The sequence below is a fragment of the Leptospira ellinghausenii genome (genome assembly GCF_003114815.1).
GTDB lineage: Bacteria > Spirochaetota > Leptospiria > Leptospirales > Leptospiraceae > Leptospira_A > Leptospira_A ellinghausenii.
On record NZ_BFAZ01000010.1, the window covers coordinates 226,029 to 248,942 of the forward strand.

19 protein-coding genes are annotated in these 22,914 nt (G+C 37.2%); 13 read left to right on the plus strand and 6 right to left on the minus strand.

Features of this window, described 5'->3' with window-relative positions; genetic code table 11:
- Positions 1 to 396 precede the first annotated feature (396 nt).
- The 7 genes from DI076_RS17985 to omp85 all read left to right on the plus strand — a co-directional run bounded on the left by DI076_RS17985 (position 397) and on the right by omp85 (position 9,607).
- A complete protein-coding gene (locus DI076_RS17985; RefSeq protein WP_108961290.1) occupies positions 397 to 612 on the plus strand; it encodes a hypothetical protein in 216 nt (71 codons plus the stop codon).
- A 162-nt stretch (positions 613 to 774) separates the two neighbouring features.
- A complete protein-coding gene (locus DI076_RS17990; RefSeq protein WP_282432606.1) occupies positions 775 to 2,112 on the plus strand; it encodes an MBOAT family O-acyltransferase in 1,338 nt (445 codons plus the stop codon).
- 8 nt (positions 2,113 to 2,120) lie between these two features.
- Positions 2,121 to 3,641 (plus strand): LB_356 family protein, encoded by a 1,521-nt coding sequence (locus DI076_RS17995; RefSeq protein WP_108961222.1) that lies wholly within the window; start codon positions 2,121 to 2,123, stop codon positions 3,639 to 3,641.
- 36 nt (positions 3,642 to 3,677) lie between these two features.
- A complete protein-coding gene (asd, locus tag DI076_RS18000; protein ID WP_108961223.1) occupies positions 3,678 to 4,727 on the plus strand; it encodes an aspartate-semialdehyde dehydrogenase in 1,050 nt (349 codons plus the stop codon).
- 15 nt (positions 4,728 to 4,742) lie between these two features.
- Entirely contained in the window at positions 4,743 to 6,743 is a 2,001-nt protein-coding gene (locus DI076_RS18005) for a hypothetical protein (protein ID WP_108961224.1), read from the plus strand.
- 4 nt (positions 6,744 to 6,747) lie between these two features.
- Positions 6,748 to 8,181: a pyruvate kinase gene (pyk, locus tag DI076_RS18010; RefSeq protein ID WP_108961225.1), complete on the plus strand. Its 1,434-nt coding sequence runs from the start codon at positions 6,748 to 6,750 to the stop codon at positions 8,179 to 8,181.
- A gap of 4 nt (positions 8,182 to 8,185) precedes the next feature.
- Positions 8,186 to 9,607 carry an Omp85 family outer membrane protein gene (gene omp85 / locus DI076_RS18015; RefSeq protein WP_108961226.1) on the plus strand — a complete coding sequence of 474 codons (1,422 nt, stop codon included), beginning with the start codon at positions 8,186 to 8,188 and terminating at the stop codon, positions 9,605 to 9,607.
- A 4-nt stretch (positions 9,608 to 9,611) separates the two neighbouring features.
- Here the strand turns inward: omp85 and DI076_RS18020 are convergent, their stop codons facing one another.
- The 4 genes from DI076_RS18020 to DI076_RS18035 form a co-directional block, all read right to left on the minus strand.
- On the minus strand, positions 9,612 to 9,914 hold the full coding sequence (locus tag DI076_RS18020; protein WP_108961227.1) for a P-II family nitrogen regulator: 303 nt from the start codon (positions 9,912 to 9,914) through the stop codon (positions 9,612 to 9,614).
- Between the two features lies 1 nt (position 9,915).
- A complete protein-coding gene (locus DI076_RS18025; protein ID WP_108961228.1) occupies positions 9,916 to 10,893 on the minus strand; it encodes a sodium-dependent bicarbonate transport family permease in 978 nt (325 codons plus the stop codon).
- Between the two features lie 9 nt (positions 10,894 to 10,902).
- Positions 10,903 to 11,586, minus strand: coding sequence for a carbonic anhydrase (locus DI076_RS18030; protein WP_108961291.1), 684 nt, complete (start codon positions 11,584 to 11,586; stop codon positions 10,903 to 10,905).
- A gap of 311 nt (positions 11,587 to 11,897) precedes the next feature.
- Entirely contained in the window at positions 11,898 to 12,635 is a 738-nt protein-coding gene (locus DI076_RS18035; protein WP_108961229.1) for a pirin family protein, read from the minus strand.
- Between the two features lie 108 nt (positions 12,636 to 12,743).
- Between DI076_RS18035 and DI076_RS18040 the strand changes: the two genes are divergently transcribed.
- Genes DI076_RS18040 through DI076_RS18065 form a run of 6 tightly spaced genes read left to right on the plus strand, consistent with a single transcriptional unit; the run spans position 12,744 to position 21,447 of the window.
- On the plus strand, positions 12,744 to 14,321 hold the full coding sequence (locus tag DI076_RS18040; RefSeq protein ID WP_108961230.1) for a methyl-accepting chemotaxis protein: 1,578 nt from the start codon (positions 12,744 to 12,746) through the stop codon (positions 14,319 to 14,321).
- A 45-nt stretch (positions 14,322 to 14,366) separates the two neighbouring features.
- Positions 14,367 to 15,632, plus strand: a complete 1,266-nt coding sequence (locus tag DI076_RS18045) for a caspase family protein (RefSeq protein ID WP_282432609.1) — start codon at positions 14,367 to 14,369, stop codon at positions 15,630 to 15,632.
- On the plus strand, positions 15,616 to 17,130 hold the full coding sequence (locus tag DI076_RS18050) for a Kelch repeat-containing protein (protein WP_108961232.1): 1,515 nt from the start codon (positions 15,616 to 15,618) through the stop codon (positions 17,128 to 17,130). The genes DI076_RS18045 and DI076_RS18050 overlap by 17 nt, the downstream gene beginning before the upstream one ends.
- Positions 17,117 to 18,970 carry a Kelch repeat-containing protein gene (locus tag DI076_RS18055; protein WP_108961233.1) on the plus strand — a complete coding sequence of 618 codons (1,854 nt, stop codon included), beginning with the start codon at positions 17,117 to 17,119 and terminating at the stop codon, positions 18,968 to 18,970. The genes DI076_RS18050 and DI076_RS18055 overlap by 14 nt, the downstream gene beginning before the upstream one ends.
- Entirely contained in the window at positions 18,963 to 20,720 is a 1,758-nt protein-coding gene (locus DI076_RS18060) for a Kelch repeat-containing protein (protein WP_108961234.1), read from the plus strand. Before DI076_RS18055 ends, DI076_RS18060 begins: the two co-directional genes overlap by 8 nt.
- 1 nt (position 20,721) lies before the next feature.
- Positions 20,722 to 21,447, plus strand: a complete 726-nt coding sequence (locus DI076_RS18065) for a hypothetical protein (RefSeq protein ID WP_108961235.1) — start codon at positions 20,722 to 20,724, stop codon at positions 21,445 to 21,447.
- On the opposite strand, the gene DI076_RS18070 is transcribed toward DI076_RS18065, so the two are convergent.
- Both DI076_RS18070 and DI076_RS18075 read right to left on the minus strand, forming a co-directional pair.
- The gene (locus DI076_RS18070; RefSeq protein WP_108961236.1) at positions 21,444 to 21,782 is read right to left on the minus strand and encodes a nucleotide pyrophosphohydrolase; all 339 of its coding nucleotides are present in this window, start codon (positions 21,780 to 21,782) and stop codon (positions 21,444 to 21,446) included. The two genes, DI076_RS18065 and DI076_RS18070, sit on opposite strands and share 4 nt — an antisense overlap.
- Entirely contained in the window at positions 21,769 to 22,914 is a 1,146-nt protein-coding gene (locus tag DI076_RS18075) for a hypothetical protein (protein ID WP_108961237.1), read from the minus strand. Before DI076_RS18075 ends, DI076_RS18070 begins: the two co-directional genes overlap by 14 nt.

Here is a 22,914-nt window from a genome sequence, read left to right on the forward strand (position 1 = left end):
TCATTTCGTTCAAAACAAGAGCTGAGTAAACGAACTGAACGCAGGGAATAAAATCCCTGCAAATAAGCCAAATTTGTAAGGAAACTGGTGTCGTTTGAGCAGTTCCTTTGTAGATCCTTGGAATAGGAAAACAAAGAAACAAGGGCCTCTTATTAACCAAAATCGACCCAAATTGCCGAAATCTGGGCGTTTAAACCAAAAATCTGTCCACCGAAAGGCATTTCTCCCTGTGCCTAGGCCCTGCATTTTTGGACAAAATCCCCACCCCTTACCACCCTTAAATAGGGTCATAATCTGCCAATATGTCATGTGTACCCTGATTTCATCGGTATGTAAAATTGGCAGAAAATCGAATATTAGTTGCCTGGCGGGCTAGCCCTCCCATCTTTCCTTGGTATGGCAGAAACAATACGTCTAAGGGTGAAATGTCACGCCTGCTCCAATGTGATTGAAGGGACGGCCAAGTATGGGTCCGGTCACTTTGTGCCAGAAGGTGTTAATTTTGAATTTGTGGCAGTTGGGAAGGTAGAAGGTGCAAAAGGCAGACGCGTGAAGGCTGAAGTGACCTGTACTTGCCCCAATTGTGGGGTGAAATGCAAATACAATGTTTAATGACTAAATATAAGCTAAAATATGCTTTTTAATTCCCCCATATTTGGCATTTTTTTAATCACAACACTGCTCCTGTGGCATTTTGGTTCACTGGGACTGGCTCTTTTGGATCAGAAAAGTGCTGAAAATAGATCAAAATATAAGAGTAAGAAGTCCATTTACTTGCTTTTTGTTAGCCTGATATTTTACGGTTTTTGGAATATTAATTACTTAATTTTAATCATTTGGATTTCGTTTGTCGACTTTGTTTTGGCTTTGGTGATCCACGGTGCCAAATCTAAACGATTTCGACTCTTTTTTTTGTTGGCTTCTCTTTCGAATAGTCTCGGATTGCTGTTATTCTTTAAATATGGGCATTTTATTGCTGAAAATTGGGCAATAGTTGCTGGTTCCACTCAGGCCCCAGAGACCTTTTGGAGTCGCTGGTTGTTGCCGGTGGGGATTTCCTTTTATACCTTCCAGTCGATCTCTTATGTAGTGGATGTTTACCATAGGGAACTAGTTCCTGAAAGAAAATTTTCCTCTTACCTTTTGTTTCTTAGTTTTTTCCCGCAGTTAGTTGCAGGTCCCATTGTCACGGCAAAGTCTTTTTTGCCTCAAATCAGAAGGCCGCTCCACTTCCTAAGGATCCCCTTCTTATTTGGGACATTTTTGATAATACTCGGTCTTTTTAAAAAAATGGTGTTGGCTGACCATCTGGCAGAGGTCGCTGACATCGTTTTTTCCCATCCAGACAGTATGTCATCCCGTGCGCTCTGGATGGGAATGTTTTCCTATTCTCTCCAAATTTACTGCGATTTTTCAGGATACACTGATATTGCCCAAGGCACGGCAGTTCTTTTTGGATTCCATTTGCCTGAGAATTTTCGGATGCCCTACCTATCGAGTGGATTTTCAGAATTTTGGACTCGTTGGCATATTTCACTTTCCCAATGGTTAAAAAAATACTTATACATTCCTCTTGGTGGGAATCGTATGGGAATTTTTTTAACCTATCGAAATCTGATCCTTGTGATGGCCATTGGAGGTCTGTGGCATGGTGCTTCATGGAATTTTGTGGTTTGGGGGGTTGGGCACGGCATCTTCCTTGTGATGGAAAGATGGGTGGGGATTCGTTACTCTATTAAGGCATTACCGGCACTGAGGCCATTCAAAATTTTATTCACTTTTTTTTCGGTCACTCTTTTGTGGATATTCTTCCGAAGTGCAAATTTGGTTGATTCCCTGTGTTACCTACAGGGGATTTTTACTAAAAAAGAGGGTTTTTTGTTACCATACACTCTCGAAATGAAATTTGTTTATTGTTTTCTATTGATTTTGATTGGCCATCTGATCGGGAATCGCGTGTTTAAGGAAAACAAACAACTGTTAGATATTTTTGAAAAAATGCAAAATTCCTTAGGAAAATTGGCATTTTTGGCTTTTGTTGCAGTTTTAAGTTTGATTATAATCGTATTGTATTCTGCTGAAAGTAAACCGTTTGTTTACTTTGTATTTTAGGAATTGAGATGAAAAAACGAATATTTTTCCTAATATGTATGATTGTCTTTTTGTTCGGGATTGATACTTTGTTTTTCCGAAAAATCCAATTCATTTTGCCAAATGAATCTCCTTGGAATACCAATCATTTTTTCAATTTTTTATATGAATATGAAAGGATACGTTCCCTACCCAAAATTAAAAAACGGATCATCATCGTGGGAAGTTCTGTTGCTTATTATTCCATTGATGCGCGGTCCTTGGAAAAAACCTTAAAGGAAAAATTTGCATTAGATGTAGATGTTTTTTATTTAGCGTATGCAGGCAATAGTCCTCTGTATGTGTATTTGCTTCTCAATTGGCTTGCACCCTTGGGACCAGACTTAGTAGTTTATCCTGTTAATTTTATTGATTATCGTCTCCACCGAACTTATGTTTTGTTTCCGGATGGAAGGAATGATACAGTTGATGAGTCATTCATGATACGAGATGCACTTACCTTTGGTGAAGCACCTCAATCATTATGGGTTTTTCCTTGGGAAACACTAATGGAAGTAGGTTCGGAGATGGACACGGAAACTTTGTCTCGTTACATTATATCTTCTAGTTTCACTTTTTACCGATACAAAGACATTTACGAACAAAACCTGCAGAACCTTATCCAACACCGATTTGGTCGAAATACAAGTTATCATTCTTATATGGGTGTCAACATTCCAGAAGGAGTCAATGGACTTGGTTGGACAGGGAAACAATTTAGTTTTTTCCCAACACATAAAATGGAAGAAAAAGGGATTTGGTTGGAAGTCACTCCCTATTTGCTTGCTGGTTCCACTTGTAAACTAACCTTTTCAAATGGCGATACAAACCAAGTAGTGAACCTAAAAGATGCCCGATGGACGAATGTTCGTTTGGATCCAATTTTCTTTCGGGAAAAAAAGCAAATCACTGCTACTTTGGAACGAGTATGGTATGCACATGAAGCTACGGGAGCTTATTTGGATTACCATTATGATCCCATGGGTGTCCGATTGGAACAGACCTTTGGCCTAGAATTGGCAAAGTCAGGTGTCCAATACACACGGGAACCTCGTACGGAAGACTATCGCTACCAAGGGATGGATGATAGGACCTATACTCGTTATTTTTACTATCGATTGTTAGAAGGTTTGGACAAACGACCTGGAATCGGTTATTTAGTCGCATTAAAACTTGCCAAAGAAAGAATCCGAAAGGAAAAATTCCGACCGTTTTTTCATTTTCAGTACCTGCAAAAAATTGCAGACCATTTTCGAAATCGAAATATCCCGTTTTTGCTCATCAATAACCCCGAAAACCCAATCTCTCTCTCTTGGTATGAGGATTCGGACTGGTATAGGGACCATTTGCTTTTTCTGAAATCCTTGGATTCGGGTTCGGTACATTTTTGGGACATCCACGACGTACTTCCTATGCAAGGGTTTTCTGATTTTCATCACTTCACTTATGCAGGAATGGAACAAATGAATTCGATTTATGCGGAAAGAATTGGAAATCTCTTTCCGAAATAACATGTTTTTCAATCCTTACATTAGATAAGGAAAATTATGGAAAAAATCAAAGTTGGAGTCCTGGGAGCAACAGGATCCGTCGGTCAAAGATTCATTCAACTTTTGGAGAATCACCCTTATTTTACGGTGACTCATTTAGCAGCTTCTGAAAAAAGTGCGGGCCAATCTTATGGTGACGTGATGAAGTCTCGTTGGAAGATTTCTTCTGACATTCCTTCTTATGCAAAAGACATTATCATTTCATTACCAGATCCAAATGTAACAAAAGGCGTACAACTTGTGTTTAGTGGTCTAGACGCATCCATTGCAGGGGAAGTGGAGACTGCTTATGCGGAAGCTGGAGTGATGGTATTATCCAATTCCAAAAACCATAGAATGGACCCGAATGTTCCTATCCTTTCTGCAGAAGTTAACTCACATCATTTGGATGTACTTTCTGCACAAAAAACAAAAGGGAAAATCATCACAAATTCCAATTGTACAATTATGGGAGTTACGATCTCACTTAAACCACTGATGGATGCATTTGGATTAAAGTCAGTTATGTTATTTTCAATGCAGGCAATTTCAGGTGCGGGATATCCTGGTGTTCCAACCATGGATATCCTTGGGAATGTTGTGCCTTATATCGGTGGAGAAGAAGACAAAGCAGAAGTGGAACCTCAAAAATGTTTAGGGACAGTGGAAGGTGGTGTCATCAAATCCGCAGACTTTAAAATCTCTGCTCATTGTAACCGAGTTCCTGTATTTGATGGGCACACTGTTTGTGTTTCTGTATCCTTTGATAAAAAACCAAAAAAAGAAGAGATTTTAAAGGTTTGGGCAGATTTTCAAGGGGAACCACAGAAATTGGGATTGCCGTTTGCACCGAACCCCGCTATTCTTTACCGCGAAGAAAACGACCGCCCTCAACCTCGTCTCGATTTGGACACAGGAAAGGGAATGACAACTGTTGTGGGAAGGTTACGAGAAGATTCAATCTTGGACTGGAAATGGGTAGTTCTTTCGCATAACACGATTCGAGGTGCCGCTGGTGCTGCTATCTTGAATGCTGAGTTATTGTATAAAAAAGGATATTTTAAGTAAGGATTATCAAACCACATGTTGGATCCAAATCTCCCAGAATTAAAAGTCATGGACTACACGGCCTGCCTCCAAAAGGTGCAGGCTATGGATTCTCGCGGAGATTTTTCCTACAAGGGGATCTATAAAGTTCTACTTGTTATCTTTGAATGGACAGATAAATTTTTACAAAACAAAGTTTTGCCTAATGTCGAACAGATTGAACGGGATAGTTCCATTGACAGAGATCGGACAGAAAACTATGTGATCGATCTAAGTTATAAACAAAACCCTGCAATCATCAAGAAATTAAATGTTTTGGAGTTCCATCCGAATGAAGCGGGGGATCCAGAAAATCCTAAAACCTACATCAAACACAATACAGTTTTTGCAAGGCCAACTACATCTGATGGTGGAACGGCTTTCCGATACGCACTTGGTTTAAACGAACTTTCAACGTCTGCCATCAAGGGATGGTTCAATGAAAAACGTAAGTATGTTGGTAAAGAAAAAATGCGGAAAGTCATCAAGGCGGCTGTTGATGCCAATAGACTTTTTGACACATATGCTTCTACGGAATTAGGAAATTTGTTCCAATGCCCTTATGACAAAACAAAGGTGCAAAAAGATGCAACGATTGTCATCCACCTCAAGCCAATTCTCAAACAATTGGTAGATGATAAAATTTTATTTTTCTTTCGAAACGACTCTGCTTCTAGGCCAGCAAACAAAAGTGTATTCTTATACAATCGGCCATCGGAGATTTCGGATCGGTATGATGCTTATGTGGATTATGCTAAAAATACCATTTATCCTGCGTTAAAAAATTTGGGTGTAATGGGTGAGATCACTGAAGACTCTTGGAATTCACCTAAAAACATATTAACCGAAATCAAAGGATATATGAATGAATCGTATGGTGACCAAAAAACTCTGATGGAAGAGTGTTTGGTGTTAAATGAAATCATCGAAAAAGATAGAGAAAAAGAAGAAAAACAAAAACGAAAACAACAAATTGAAGATCTAATGGCTTTCCTTGCAGAAGCAGGTAGGATTGTTGAGGTAAATTTACTTCGTGTGAGTGGAGAACCTCTGACAGATGAATTTCGAGCTATGTTATTGTCTCAGCCAGACGTTTTGTACGCTGAATATGCAGACAAACGAGTGTTCAATGAATTTATTTTGCATAAATCTTGTATCCCACAGGCGATTGAATCAGCAAAACGAACTTTCCAAATCAAACATTCTGATCTAGAAATCCGTGTGCTGAATCAAATGAATGTAACACTGCATTTGAATGATGAAAGCCCAAAAAGGCTTTTAGAAGAAATTGAAGCTCAAAGTTTGTTTCAATTTTTGCCATTTTTTACAAGGTTATGGAGGATGATTATGGGTAATATGACAGTCCATAAATTCGAAATCCCTCCCATCAAAGCGAGGCTCCAACAACAACTCACAAAAGATTTAGCTAGTCAGAAAGTTAAAAAGATATCACAAGAAAAAGAAAAACTCGTCAAAGCTAGACTGAAAGAAAGAGAAGAAGCAGAAAAAGACGCAGAACGAAAATCAAAACAAAGCCATACGCAAACCTCAACTTCAAACAATTCACAAGATGATGATGAAGATTCAGAACCAGTGAAACAAGGTAGTCCTGAAGAAGAGAAAAAATGGAAAGAATCCATTGAGTCCATTGTGCGTATCTTGGATGAAGCTTGGGAGTTTGGTGTGTATCCTGATCGTGAATATGTTTTATCCAAACTCAACGGAAAGTTTACTGAAGAGAATTTGATCTTTTTTCTAAAAAAATTTGGCGGAAAAGAAATCTACAGTTTCCCAATCCGTAACCAAAGAGAAAAGTTTCCTTGGCCCATTTTGATATCAACTGGGTATTTGAAACGACATGGCAAAAAACTATTTGATAAAGTTTCTGCAGAAAGTGAACGCCAAAGAAATGATAAGTTCCCCAACCAAGAAAAATTCGACCTTGCGGAATCGCAGTTAGATTTTTTAAACCGAATTTTACCCAAATTAAAACCATAAAATTATGCCAGCAATTGAACAACTAAGAGCAAGAAAAACAAAGATCGTATGCACCATCGGTCCTGCGACAGCATCCAAAGAAATGATCCGAAGTTTAGCTTTGGCGGGGATGAATATCGCAAGGATCAACATGAGCCATGGTGACCATGAATTTCATCGTAAGATCATTCGAATCATTAAATCTTTAAACAAGGATGAGTTACACAAACATCCAATTTCGATTCTATTGGATACACAAGGACCTGAAATTCGAACTGGGGATGTACAGAATGACTTACACTTAAAGGTGGGAGAAACATTTACATTTCATATCATACCAGGTATGGAAGCTGAAGCGCAGAGTGTTTTTGTAAACTACCGAGATATCGTAAAAGATTTAAAAGTAGGTGATAAGGTCACAGTTGATAACGGTTTGATTAACCTCGCCGTCCAAGAAATCAGAGAAAATGAATTGATTTGCACTGTGTTAGACGGTGGAAAACTAGGATCCAGAAAACATATCAACTTACCTGGAATTCGTGTAAACATTCCTTCGATCACACCCAAAGACCAAAAGGATATTCTCTTTGGATTAGAAGAGGATATTGATTTTGTAGCTCTTTCGTTTGTTCGATCAAAAGAAGATGTCTTACAATTGCGAGAGATCATCGAAGAAAAAAAACACCATGCACAAATCATTGCCAAAATTGAAGACCAAGAAGGTCTAAAAAACCTAGATGAGATTATCAAAACTTCTGATGGAATCATGGTGGCGCGTGGAGATTTGGGTGTTGAAATTGAAATTGAAGAACTCCCGATTGTGCAACGACGGATTGTCAAACGTTGCCAAGAAGAGGGGAAACGAGTTATCGTTGCGACTCACTTACTCGAATCAATGATCCACAATCCCTCTCCTACTAGGGCAGAAGTCACTGATGTTGCGAATGCAGTTTACGAAGAAGCAGATGCCATCATGCTTTCTGGGGAAACAGCAATGGGGAAATACCCAGTTCGTTGTGTTGAAATGTTGGATAAAATTGCACGTCGAATGGAGATGTCGATAAACTTAGGTCTTGCGGCACAAAGAAAACCTAAAGACCAAAAGGAAGAAATGGCAAGATCAGCTGCTAGTTTAGCGGATTCGATGCAAGCACATGCGATCATAGCCATCACAAGACGTGGAATCACTGCGAATAATTTAGCATCCTTTCACCCAAGGTATCCAATCGTTCATGCATTCACCAATATGACATCCGTTAGGCGAAAGCTTTGGTTAACACGTGGAGTTATCCCTTACCGAGTGGATTTTTCTTCTGATCCAGAAAAAACGATTAATCTTGCAATCCAAACACTTGTGAATAATGGTTATTTACAAACTGGTGAAAAGGTAGTTATTTTATCCGACATCATTGCCGGAGAGGATCGAGTCGAAACGATTCAAGTCCGCGAAGTAAAATAAGTTCATGTCATTTTGGAAATCGATGATTGGGTTGGTATTTTTATCAACAATTGTCGTTCTTCCAATTTATTCGGAAGATAGAAGTTCTGATGTTCCTGAATGGTTGGGTGAGTTCAAAAAGTTAGATGAAAAGGAACTCGCTAATAAAAAAGAAGGCTGGTATGCAACTGGCTTACCCCTTTTTGGGAATGATGCAGTTAATGGATCTGGACTTGGGCTTTTAGCCAATATATTTTATAACGGAACAAAAAATGATTCCTCCTTCAAGTATACACCATACGAACATATGTTCAATGTCGGTGTATACCGAACCAATCGTGGCACTGAAAACAATTACCTTGCTTGGGATGCTCCTTATTTTTTAGATACAGCCTACCGATTACGATCCTATGTGGGCCATGATGCAAGTTATTATAACCAATATTTTGGTGTTGGGACCGAAAGTTTACAACCATTGTATTTCAGAGATCGGAATGCAGATGGGAGCAGAATTGTTCGAAACGCAACCTATTCAGATTTTGAGAATGCCAATTCGTATGCAAAGAACAGAGGCCCAGGACGTGAATTAACATCGACTCAACATTATCATGACTACCAATTTGAAACAACCTATGGTCAATTCAACGCTGATAAAACGATTTTCCAAGTTTTTAGAGTTTGGGGAGGTGTTGAGTTTTCGAAAAATGTTGTTAGGCAGTATGACGGTAATTCGGTTGCTGCTAAAGAGCCACTAACCGGGATTACGGTTCCTGCAATTGAAGATTCTTCAAAATTAACAGAAGATTCAAACTCTGGGAAAATCATAGGTGTACATGGTGGAAATTTAAACTATGTGAGGAGTGGCATTGCTTTTGATACCAGAGATTATGAACCTGATCCAGATCGGGGTTGGCTTATCGAATACAATGTCAATAAAGCGGAAAGAACAATAGGTTCGGATTTTAATTACCTAAGACATTTTGGTCAAATTAAGAATTTTTACCAACCATTTCCTAAATTATTCGAAGAGTTTGTCATCGCACAACGGGTTGCACTGACTAAGATAGAAGGCGAAGTGCCTTTTTTTGAATATCGATATTTATTTTCTATTGATGGACCTATGGGAGCATTAGGTGGACAGAACACATTACGTGGGTATAGGCAAGAACGTTTTGTAGGTCCTGTGATCGGTTTTTATAATATTGAACTTCGTTATCGGGTTGGAAGTTTTTCACTTTGGGATCAGTTTTTCCAATTGAGCATTGTTCCATTTTACGATGTTGGTCGAGTTTGGGATAAAATCAAACAGGTAAGCACAATGGATTATAAACATTCACGTGGATTAGGATTACGGCTGATTTGGGACCAAGCCACCGTAATCCTAATGGACTATGCTTATTCACGTGAAGACCAATTATTTTATTTAGACATTGGCCATACTTTTTAATTTTTTAGTTAAATCTTTCTTTTCGAATCACTTCTACATCGTTCATAAAGATCACCATAGGATATTTCTCTAAATATTTTTCTGAAATAATTTGAAATATCTTTAGTGCTTTACCTTCCGAAACCAATGATTCTAATCTTATGTTTTTTCCTTCCCAAGATGTTAGGTGCTCGTTATTGATTCCCTCTCCTTTTGCTTCACTGATCGTATATCCTTTGACATTCATAGATTTGAGCTCTGACACTAATCGATCTTGGAGAGCTTCATCAGCAATCATTGTAATGAGTTTTGCTTTTTCTAATTTCATTTTAAACTCCGTAAAGGTATTTCGAAACAGTTAAATAGAACGGTAATCCAACTGATAGGTTAAAAGGGAAGGTAATGGCAAGTGATGCTGTGAGATAAATGGCGGGACTCGCTTCCGGAATCGCAATCCTAACAGCTGCAGGTGCAGCAATATAGGATGCACTTGCACTGAGAGTTCCAAGCACCATGGCTCCACCCATCGAGAGACCTATGAACTTTCCTAAGTACAACCCAAACATGGCGGTGCAAATTGGGAAAAGAATACCAAACCCAATTAAAAATACACCAGCTTTTTTTAGATCGGCAAGTCTCCTACCTGTTACAATTCCAACTTCCAATAAGAATAAAATTAACATTCCACGGAATGGTGCTTCAAATAGGGGAGCAAATTGTTCATGACCTTTTTTCCCAGAGATCATTCCTATGATAAGGCCTCCCAATAGTAATAAGGTTCCTTTCCCTGTTAGCAGTTCGTGTAAAATTTTTCCCCAAGAAGATTCTTCGGTCTTATCAGTTGGATTCATTTTTACAAGTAATAATGCTACAAGGATTGCCGGAATTTCCATGATAGCAAGCATACTAGGCATAAAACCTTCATAGGTAATTTGCAAAGAATCCAAAAAAGCGAGAGCTTCACTGAATGTAACAGCTGATACCGATCCGTAGTGCGCTGCCAGAGCAGCTGCATTTGCTCTGTCATATTTACCGAATTTTGTAAGTAATCCATAGGCGATTAGCGGTATTGAAATACATAATAACAATGCTGCCATCGCTGGTTTATAAAATTCTACTAAGGTTGTATTACTTAATTTAACTCCTCCTTTTAGCCCGATAGCAAATAAAAGATAGATGGTTAAACCTGCATACATACCATCTGGGAATTTTAAATCACTTTTGATGATGGTTGCAATGATTCCTAGTAAAAATGCTAGGAACATTGGTGTTTGTAAATTTGCAACTAATGCATGTAAAATGTCCATCGTGGTTACCTATTTTGTAATAGTAGAGATGTATTCTTCAGAAAGATAATTTACTTTCCCAGTTTCTAAATCGTAAACAGCTCCTACGATTTGTAATTGGCCTTTGTTATAATATTTAGATAGGATGGGGTCTAGTTTACGTAAGGAAACAACTTGGAATGCAACGTTGGCTTTTACTGCGTTGTCCAAATAATCACCTTCCATATGTTTTACTTTTTCTGCAGCGGGTTTAATCGAATTGGTTAAAGCAATGATGTGACCAGGAACATCATCGGCCTTACAAGCAGCACCAACAGCACCACAACTCGTATGGCCGAGAACAACAATCAAATTGACTCCTAACACTGCCACAGAAAATTCAATCGAACCCCAAGAAGCATATGTCGAAACTTGGCCTGCTGTTCTTAAAATGAATAGATCACCAAGTCCTTGGTCGAAAATGATTTCATTTGGAACTCTTGAATCAGAACATCCAACGATGGTTGCAAATGGGTTTTGCTTTTTTGAAACTTCTTTAACACGTTCTACTGATTGGTTTGGACGAATTGATTTTCCTTGTACAAATCTTAAATTCCCTTCTACCAATCGTTGTAGTGCATCTTTTGCCGAAATTCCGGCACTGTTTGTTTGCGCCACTACCTGAGTAGAAATCGATAAAATCAGAAAACTGATGAGGAACTTGGTACCTTTCATTGAAATTCTCCTTAGTGCTTCCAATCCAACTTGGAAGTCCCAAATATACACAAAAATAATTCGCGAATATAAATACACGAAAAAAAATACGTATGATTGAAAAAATGTTCCCTGTCCCAAGTCCAAACGTTTGAAAGTGGCTTTTATTTGGAGAGGGCCGATAGGGAAAAGGGTTGGATAGGGAGCCAAGTGGCTCAATTTTCAATTAATTTTGATTTTGGAGGAATTGGTTGGCTTAAAAAGGAAAAGTGATCTGGTTTTTTTGTATTCCCAGATCTACTTTCCGACTTCGTTTCCAAGGAACCCTTTTTCTATTTCATTGGAATTTCAATGACGAGTAACTCGGATTTTACATCTGCTTGGATTTTGTATTCATCTACTCCCCAAAGTCCCAATGCATCTCTGCGTTCTAAGGTTGTGCCTTCCGTAGAAATTTTCCCTTGGATGAGGAATACATAAATCCCTTGGTTAGGAGCGTGTACTTTGTAAGATAGTGAATGATTTGGTTCCAAAGTAGCGAGCGAAAAGTACGCGTCTTGGTTGATCCATACAGCTTCTTCATCAATTGGGGAAACGACTGTTTGGAATCGGTTCAAACGACCAGCTTCTGGAAATGTTTTTTGGTCATACCTAGGTTGGATATTGGCTACCTTTGGTAAGATCCAGATTTGTAAAAAATTGACTTTCTTATCTGAGCTGTGATTGAATTCGGAATGTTGGATCCCAGACCCGGCAGACATGATTTGTACATCCCCTGTTTTGATGATACCATTCGTACCTGTACTATCTTTATGCGCCAATTCTCCAAAGAGTGGGATGGATATAATTTCCATATTTTGGTGGGGGTGAGTCCCAAATCCCATGCTAGGTTCTACGATATCATCATTTAATACACGAAGTGCACCAAAATTGGTTTTGTCAGGGTGGTACCAGTGGCCGAAACTGAAGGAATGGTGGCTGTCCAACCAACCAAAATTGACATGCCCTCTTTCTGAGGCAGGGTAGAATTTTTTTTGAATGTAGGTTTTGATCGGGTTCGTTGTTTCCATATTAAATAGTTTAATATTAAACTAAAATTTGTCAACTGAGTTTCTATTTCCATTCACTAAAAAAAGAAAATCACTTTCCAATCACTTTGAATCTTAAAGGATCATCCTATGTCGAAAAGATCCTTAGAATCGATTCAAAAGAAAAAAAATTGGTTAGAATTAGGCCCAGTTTATGTCAATCGAGTGAGGTTTTTACTCGCTGGTTTTTATATTATCGCTACTTTAGGTTCGTTCAAAACGTCCACAACCCTTCAAACTACAAGTTATTTAGTAGGTATTACTTGTATGTTTCTCTATGGAGGTTTGCAGGCTTATTTATTTAAAATTGGCAGACTCAATGCCTTTTTCCCGAAGTTATTCATTGTTTTGGATATTACCGTATTATTTGCAGTCACTGCATCTGGACTGATGGGTGGAAGTACAGTTGCTGCCGATTTAATTAAATCACCAACCTTATACGTATTGTATTATTTTTATGTTGTATACTCTGCATTTCTCTTTTCGAAACGGACGTTACTCACGAGTACTTATTACTCAGCTTTTTGTTTGGTATTAATTTTAATCATCGGTTATGGACAAGGTGTTTCCTTTAAAGAGGCAGAAGGATTACAAAGTGAGAAGGGAACTGTTGCCATTTCAAATGAAGTATTTAAAATTTTATTTCTAATTTGTTTCGGTTACCTAACTTCTACTGTTTTAAATTTATTAAATGAAATCAAAAATGAGTCAGATGAAAAACATAAACTTGCTGAACTGGAAAGAGAAAATGCAAACACTCTAAACCAAGATTTAAAAAGAATTGGATCTGAATTATTTAATACACTCAAAAGTATTCGTGAACTTACAAACGATTTTAATTTTCAAATAGAATCTCAAGACGTTTCGATTCGAGATCTTACAGAATTTGTTTCATCATTTTCAGAGAGTATACAAACTTCAGTAGAGAATATTGGAAAACAACATTCTCAAATTACTTTACTCAATCATAAATCGGATACATTAAAGTTGAGTATCGCTGAAATTGGGAAAGTAGTGGAAGATCTCAATTCCAATATGAGTGATTTCCAAGATAGGAGTAATGTACTTTCAGATACTGTAAAAAATTTAGAAGAAAGATTACGTTCTGTCAATATTTCCCAAAAGGAAGTAAGTGAAGTGAATGATATCATGGCAGAAATTGCTGATCGTACCAATTTATTGGCATTAAATGCATCCATAGAAGCAGCAAGGGCTGGGGAACATGGTCGAGGTTTTGCAGTAGTTGCCCAAGAAGTAGCGAAACTAGCAGAAAATTCGAATGAAAATGCAACGAAGATTAAAAAGATCATCACAACTTCTAACCGTTATATTCAAGAGGGAACAGAACTAGCTTCCACTGCCTTTAATCAAACAGAGACCCTTCAATCAAAATATGATCTGCTAAGTGGTGTGATGAAAACTGCGACATCCAAAATTAATTCACAAAAAGATATAAATAATGAAGTGCTGGAAGCTCTTGATTTAATTGAATCGATTTCTAAAGTATTGGACCAGGAATCGAAAATATTAGATAAAGATAAAGAACAAATGGTTGCAGTTGTTCACCAAATGGAAGAAATAAATCGAAAAGTTGTGATAAATGCTAGAAAAATGGGTGATAACACATCAAGTTTGGAAAATCAGGCAAAAGAACTTGCATCTGAATAAACAATTTTAATGAAATCAAAAATTCTAATATTCTTAATGATAGCAATGCCAAGTCTTTTGAAAGCCGAGCCAATTGGGAAAAGATTCGCATTCGTTGTTGGCGTTAATGAATATAAGGATTTGTCCTTGGCAAATTTAAAAACCGCAAAGAATGATGCGCTTGGGATGACAAAAATTTTATTCAGTTATGGATCGTATAATCGTATCCAAACTTTAGTCCAGGAAGGATCCGTTAGTTCCATACCTACTAAATTTAACATTTTAACTCAACTTGAATTAGTATTAGAAGAAACCAATCCGGAAGATCTTTTCGTTTTTTATTTTTCGGGGCATGGTGTTGTTGATTATAATGATAAGGTTTATCTTTTACCAGAAGATGCAAACCCTCAAAAACCATTTGAGACTGGGATAGCCGTTGAACATCTGATTGAATTAACTAGAAAGTTTAAGCTCAAACGGGTAGTTTTTTTTATCGATGCTTGCAGAAATCCAGAAGATGGAAAGGAAGAAGTTGGAAGAAAATACTTAGAAGGAACAAGTTTTAAAGACTCAGAAATTGTCTCTGTGTTTTATTCAACAAAAGTAGGTTATTCCAGTTTTGAAGATCCAAAATCTGGATATGGTATTTATACAAAATATTTAATTTATGGATTAGAAGGTAGAGCGGATTCCAATTTTAATGGTGAAGTAACTTATTCCGAATTATCGAATTATGTAATCCAGTCAATGAAAGATTGGACCAAAGAAAATCAAAAATTACAGAAACCATATACCAAAGAATATGCGGAAAAAGCAGAAGATACGATCTTAACCTATGCAGTGAATCCAGAAACTTCATTGGCTGATGCACCACTATTTAATCCATATAACCCAACTTATGCGTTTCGATCTTTCCTGATTCCCGGTTGGGGACAATATGCAAGGGGACAGGAGGAAAAAGGTAAAATTTACATGTCGATTTTTGCGTTGGGAGTATTGTATGCAGGTTACCAATACAACCAATTCCGATCGGACAAACATGCATATGAATCTGCAATAGGGATCCCTCCGAATCCGAGAATTACTGAGACAGTATTGCTAAATTATTATTTAATCGAACCACACAGACAACAAATGGAAACATCACGAGCAAACTTATCTCATGCTCTAACTGCATTACTCTTCATTTGGTCCGCAAATGTGTTTGATTTTTATCTGTTAGGTCCAAATCCTAAAGAAAAATCGGGTGTTTTTTTAGATTTAGACTTGGAAAATCAAGGTTATATGGGAATCAATCGAGTTGGGAAATTGGGTTATGCGATTAGGTTTTAATTTAATTTCAATCTTCTTGGTTCTGCATTGTAATGTGAAAGCACCCAATCAGAATGTTTTTGATCCGACGAATATTATTGGAAGTTCTGCTGTTGTATTACTCGGATTGGGATTAGGTGATGAATTAAAGATCACTTCCAGATATAAACAAAATGATTATCCAATTTTTGTAAAAACAGAATACCTAGATTTAGATTTAAGTGCTCCAGCTGCCAATTATTTCTCAAAATCAAATTTTAAGATTTCAGATCCTTACCAAAATGATTTAATTTTGCGTGATGTATTCCCACTATCGGATTCCCGGTTAAGAGTTTTGTTTTCTGTGTCATCCAGGTCTGAATGGAGAGAGCCAGTTCTTTTATCCATCACAAAACCAGAAACAATGAATGAGTTTTCTTTCCCAGGGAAACAACTCGAGTTTCGATTTCCATATCCAAGATTTTATGGTTCGATCTCGGAAGCAAAGGGGAAAATCTCAGCATCATATTTAAATGATGGAAGAATCATTTTGGTTGGTGGAGTTAACCCTTCTGGCTCAACATTGTCAACGGTAGAGATTTGGGATCCAGAGACGGGTGTATCAAAGGTATTACCTTCGTTAAACGAGGGTATGACGGGTCTATCGATCTGTGTTCAAAAAACCGGGAAGGTGTTTGTTTCAGGTGGGAAAACTGTAGCTGGGAATGTATCTACAACCACTCAAATTTCAGACAAAATTTATTCTATCGATCCATCTACTGAAACTGTCACAGAACTTTCCTTCCGTATGGTCCGGAGGCGTTTTGGTCATTCCATGGTTTGCCTTGGTGATGGAAGTATCCTGGTTTCAGGCGGACAATTTCAAGTAGGAGTCGATCCATCTGCCATCACAAAAGATCATGAATTGATTTCGTTAGCTGGAAATTCCTCTGTTTTACTCGATGGAGCATCAGACTTCCCAATAGGAATTATTTTCCATGCAATTGAATATGACGAAGCGAATTCTCGCATTTTATATTTTGGTGGCAGAGATCGACTGGATTCATACGCATTTTTTTCCAACACAGTTTATACAATTAACACAAACAACTTCAGTTTGACGAGTTTACCAGGAAACTTCGCAACTGCAAGATCAAACGTAACCAATTTAAAAATGCCGAACATGGATCGTGTGTTATTCGGTGGGATGAACCGCGAAGCTACTGGTTCAAAGGCGATCGAATCATGGAACGAAAGTTTATCATCTACTACTAGTCTTGGGTTTACAAGTCGATTTAAAAATGGTAGTTCAATCGTTAGATTTTCTGATGAACAAGTATTTTTCACTGGAGGAGTCGACACTTATTATAAATCGGGAATTTTAGAGATATATGATCATTTTGAACGTAAGAATTTTATAGTAGACACTATGATGTCTCCAAGATCGGAACATTCCGCCTTTTTAACGACAAAGGGCATTGTGATTTTTGGGGATTCAGCTTTGACTGATAATAGGGTGGAAGTGTATGGGAAAGATTAGATTTTTCTTTTTCGCCTTACTTTTGATATCCTGTAAAATACCTTCAGGATCGAATCCATTAGATCCTTCGTCTCCAGTAAATCTTGGATTGTTGATGTTAGGTGGCGATTCGGTTGTGAAAATGGAGTTCTCTTCCAATCGTGTTCAGCCTGGAGGAGTCCTGTATGTTTCAACAAATCATGATTTTACAACGAAAGCAAATGGTTTAAGATTGCCTATCTCCAATTCAGGAATGAATCCAATTTCACAAGTAATTCCACGAAGTAAATTTTTATATGAAATTCGGATGTCGCCATCAGTAACAACTGGTAAATTCACTTTAAATTTAAAAGACTATTATCTGAATGAATCCCTGTTGGTGAATCCAGAGTCTTTTGAATTTGAGATAGATTCAAATCCTCCGTTATTACAGTTAAAAACTGGGAATAGTATTGATATCTCTGAGTTACAAACTGGTTTTTTGGATATAGAAGCAAATGAAGAAATTGTTTGGGATGGAAATATATCTCAAGTGAATCTTTCGGGGAATGCAAAAAATACGTTGGTTGTATCCGATATCATCGTCTCACAAAAAAATATTCGATTGTTGTTTGCGGGGAATCCAAACGCCAATGGAGGAATTCTTACCATCAGTTTTAATGGCGTAAAGGACAAAGCTTCTAATACCCAAGGTACAATTGCAGTGCCAGTAAAAGTTTTTGCATTTAAAAGTGGTCCCAATATGAACATTGCTAGGCGTTCTTGCGTAGGAATGGAACTCAATGATGGGCGTAAAATGGTTTTAGGTGGTAGAGCAAAGTCTGGTGTTTTGATTAATGGGAACGGTACATTAAGTAGTGCAGAATATTATAATTCTGTGACGAAGGAATTCACGTTTGCTCCCGATATGATTTACCGTCGGCAGGAATTTGCTATCGTTAAACTTTTAGATGGAAGGTTATTGGTTTCAGGAGGATTTGGGGGAAAGGTTGGAAACCCATCGAATGGAAGTTTAAATTCCACTGAAATATTTGATCCCATTACTAATTCATGGACAGAAGGACCATTACTTACGACACCTAGACAACTTCATAAAATGACTGTATTACCAAATGGTGATGTTTTAGTTGTTGGAGGGCTTAGTCCATTTTCTCCGTTTCAATCTGTTTCGATGGTAGAACTGATTCATGTTACTGCTGATCCTTACAGTATGACGGTCGAAACGATTGGTAATCTTGTTGATTCTCGCGGCAAACAATCACAGGTGGTTTCGGTAATTGCTGGTAAGGTGATCATTACGGGAGGGGAAAGATCGGATGTAACAGGGCCGAATCCAACCGATTATTATGCGCGTTCGATTGATAGCATTGAAATATATGATATCAGTACGAAAACCCTATCGACTTCCTCTACAAAAGTAACAAAACGTTTCAATCATTTTACTCATGCATTAAGTAATGGTGAAGTTTTAATATTAGGTGGAATTAGTTCCCGTTTTGATGACAACCAGCCAATATTGCGAGCCCAGATTTATAATCCTATGACGGATACCATTCGTGACCATAAAAATCTTTTATTTGGAAGAGAATGGGGAAGTTCCTTTATGTTTCCATATGGTAAAGACCAAATTATTATTGCAGGTGGTTTGGAATATCGAACTGTCAATGGTAATACATATGATACAATTTTGGATACAGAATCATGGTCCGAATCTGATCATCGATTTTATCTGACTGGTAGATCTCTAAATGCAAGATGGGATGGATGCGAAATCCAATATTCCTCCACTGGTGGTGGAATGATATTAGGTGGTAGGATAGGAAGTATACTTGCAAATACGGAGGAATATAGTTTTGAATAAAATTTATTTCTCATTTGTACTCTTATTCTTTGGATGTATTGTTCCGGGTGACTTTAAGAATGTTTTTGATCCAAAATCAATTTCAGGTCTTTTACTTGCTTCCGTGGGAAATGCTGGTGCATTTGAATGCAAAGAAAAGTCAAATACCAAATCATTTGGCAATATTGACCAAGTATTATTGCAATGTAACCGAGAACTTGCATCCTTAGACACGTCATTCCTGGCCGATCTTAACGAACAAACATTTTCAAATATTAGTTTTACCAAAATAGGCAATGATCAACTTTTGATTCAATTTGACCCTATTACAAGTGATGGTTGTTACGAAGTAAATTTATCGAGTGTTGTATCTGGTTTAGGTGAAACATTATCTCAAAGTAAATATCCTATTATTGTAGATACACAACTACCAACAGTTAGTTTAGTTTCGTATTTACCAATTACCGATTATACATTTTTTACTGCTAGGTATTGGGATTTTGAGAGTACTGAGCCTCTCAATCAATTTGGTCTTCCTTCCTTAAGTGGAAAATTAGCTCCTTTTATTGTATTTCGTTCTATCCAAAAAATAAGTGATACTAAATTTCGTGTTTATTTCGAAACTAATTTTTCTTCGAATGAACCTGGCTCCATTACCTTTAGTTTTCCAAATGCAAATGATAAGGCACTCAATGTAGTAACCAATACAATCACAATAAGACTCATAGGATTGGTTCCAGGACCAAGTTTAAACTTTGGACGTTCTGAATTTGATGCATTTCAAAATCAGAATGGAGATGTAATTGCAATTTATGGATACAATTCCAGTGCCGAGATCCTACGTCGTGGTACAAACTCTTTCCAATTAACAAATCCTAGTTTACCTGAAATCCATCGTGGTGAAAGGGGAGTAATGTTAGATGGGAAACGATTGCTGATTACGGGTGGGATCAAGTTTGCAGTGGCGACTGCTCTCACTGAGAGTTATGTATTTGATACGGAAACCACATCCTTTACCCAATCTGGTTCTATGGTGGAACCTCGGCACATGCATGATATTGTAAAATTACCGAATGGGAAGGTAATGGTGATTGGTGGTATTAGCAATTATACACCTGTTTTACCAGGTATGTATTTTACTACATTAAACACGGCCGAAATTTATGATCCAAATACAGAAACATTCACTCAACTTTCAAATCGATTAAAAACACCAAGGTCATTTTCTTGTTCGGTGGTTTTGAATGATGGAAGAGTGATGATCATTGGTGGAACCGACGGAGTTTTTGCTCCAAAAGATACGACCGAGTTTTTTGATCCAAATACAGAAACATTTAGTTGGGGACCTAATTTGCCAACACCAGTTGGTGCATTAAAATGTTTAAAACTTTCTGACGGGAATGTTCTGATTTACGGTGCACAATTGTCAAATTTAAGTAATGCGACTATGTTATATGATGTTTCAAAGAATCGAATATTGACAGTTGCAAATTCATTGTATAGAAGAGAATGGAGTTTTGCTTTAGAACTTCCAGATGGTGGAGTTTTATTTTATGGTGGAGCTTATCGTTATAATACAAGTGAACCAAGTCGGATGATTGAAAAATTGGATTATGCCAAGAGTAATAGTTTTTTTGAAATGGGAATGTCCAGGATCAGTGTATCCAAACATAGTGGTGTAAAATTTTCAGATGGAACCTTCTTGTTTTTAGGAGGAGAATCTGGTGGATTTTTCAATCATGGAACTGATTTTTACGGATTGATAGAATAAAATGCCACATGACAAGGGACAAATTTATGGTTCATTTAAAAAGATTTGTATCCCTGAAGTTTTGCTCCCAATGGAAGCAAGTGAGCTCAGACCAAAGTTATTAGAGTTAAAATCTGAATGGGAAAACAACAAACTCACTGGTAGTGAAGTTTCCTATCAAATTGTATTATTATATTTAGAAAAAAGGGTCAAACGACATCCATTTCTCAGAATGGGACAAAAACTTCCAAATCGTGATTCTTCAAAAGACTTTTTAGAAGTAGTTAGGTTTTATGGAATGCCAGATACGGTTCGATATGCGCTTTGGAAATGGAGTCGATCTGAATGGAACATACAACTCATAGATTATAATCCCAACTCTTTGGAGATGTTGGAATCTCAGAGTAAAGGAATTCGTTATGCAACGATTAGTTGGGATGATGCATTGGCTGGCACTTTGGTAGAAGGGAAAAGAGACGCTTTTGAACATCTACTCCACGATTTAGCACATGCGTATATGTTTTTTCGTGAAGATTATGATTTTATTGGTCAAACGAAATTCTTTCAACTTATGTTGGATGAGTATGATGATTATAAATCTTACTTGGAAAACGATCTAAGATTTAAACAAAAATTTGAATATTGTATATCCGATATGAATTCTCATCCAGCTCATTTATCTGCGTATTGGAATGCAATTCGTAGGGAAGCTGGTATTCCAGTATTTGAACTAGAAACAAAGATTTAAAGTTTTGGATTGTTTTTATGACGATTTAAATCACGATTAGTGTTTTTTTGAATGGTTGACTTGATAACATCTTGGAGAGAGATCCCCATTTGATTGGCTAGACAAGTTAAAACAAATAAAATATCCCCAATTTCACTTGGAATCTGTTCTGCTGATTCACCTGATTTAAAAGATTGATCTCCATACTTTCTAGCCATCAATCGAGACAATTCTCCTACCTCTTCTACAAGAATTGCTAAATTTGTAAGTTCCGAAAAATAGCGAACACCAATTGTTTGAATCCAATCATTTACTTCGTTTTGTAACTGATTTAGGGTGATCTCATTTTGGTCCAAGTTTTTTCTCCAATTCTTTGGAAAGAATATTTGAAAATTCAATCATACCTTGTTGGTTTAAGTGAATTAAATCGAAACAGAATTGTCCATTTTTGTCACCTAACGAATCTTGTAAGTCCATTTCATCAAGTGTTTGATGCCCTTGTAAGGCTTCTGACAATCCATCCTTCCAAACTTTCATTCGTCCTTCGTTATTGACTTTACGGATAACGTCTGAATAAGGAGCAAAAACATTGATGATGTGAATCTTTCGATTCCCAATAAAATCGTACATTTTGGTAAGCCTTCGAAAATAACGTTTGGTATCTTCGGTAGCATCTGAATCTTTGGGGACAATACTTGCAATACCACAAGTTTCAAACAACATCCTTCGATGATCAGGATTGGAACCTTTTGGAATTTCGATGGGTAAGTGTAGTGCAAGTCGGTTCATACAATCTTCAACACTTGTTAGATTGTATTCATCAATCGATTCGGGATGATCATTTTCATAATCCCAAGGATTTTCATTTGGATTTTTATTTTTGCGTGAGATCGCTTTGAGTCGTTCATTGAAATTAATCACAAAATCAGACATATCTTTTCGATATGCTACTGATTTAGAAATTAGATAGAGATAATTCGAAAAATTTAATTGGTATTCAAAATCTAAAACGGTTGGTATCGCTTTAAAATTTCCGAGTTCGGATAACATTGCAAGTGTAGGGTCTACTACATAATTGCGATCAACCCAAGGCATGCCAGGTTCCATTACATGAAGAATGATTTTAACATTAGGGAATTGGTCTAAGTATTCTTCTAAAATACGATGTTGGACCACTAATTCTGATCCTCTGACAGCAATGGATTGTGTTTTCCATCCTAATTTTTTCAAATTCTCATTGAGAATACGAATGCTAATGCCTTCGAACGCAACAGATGTTCCAACTATCAGAATATCAGGATTTAGAACTTCCTTTTTTGATACAACATGTTCCGTAACACGATTGATATTGGATGCATAAGAATTCTTTTTCAAAAACGGTTTGTAAAAACCCAGTTGTAATATGAGTTCAAAAAGCAGAAGAAAAATAAATACAGTAACTATCTTCTTATCTTTCAAAAAATGGATTGTTTCTTTTGTTAAGCTCAT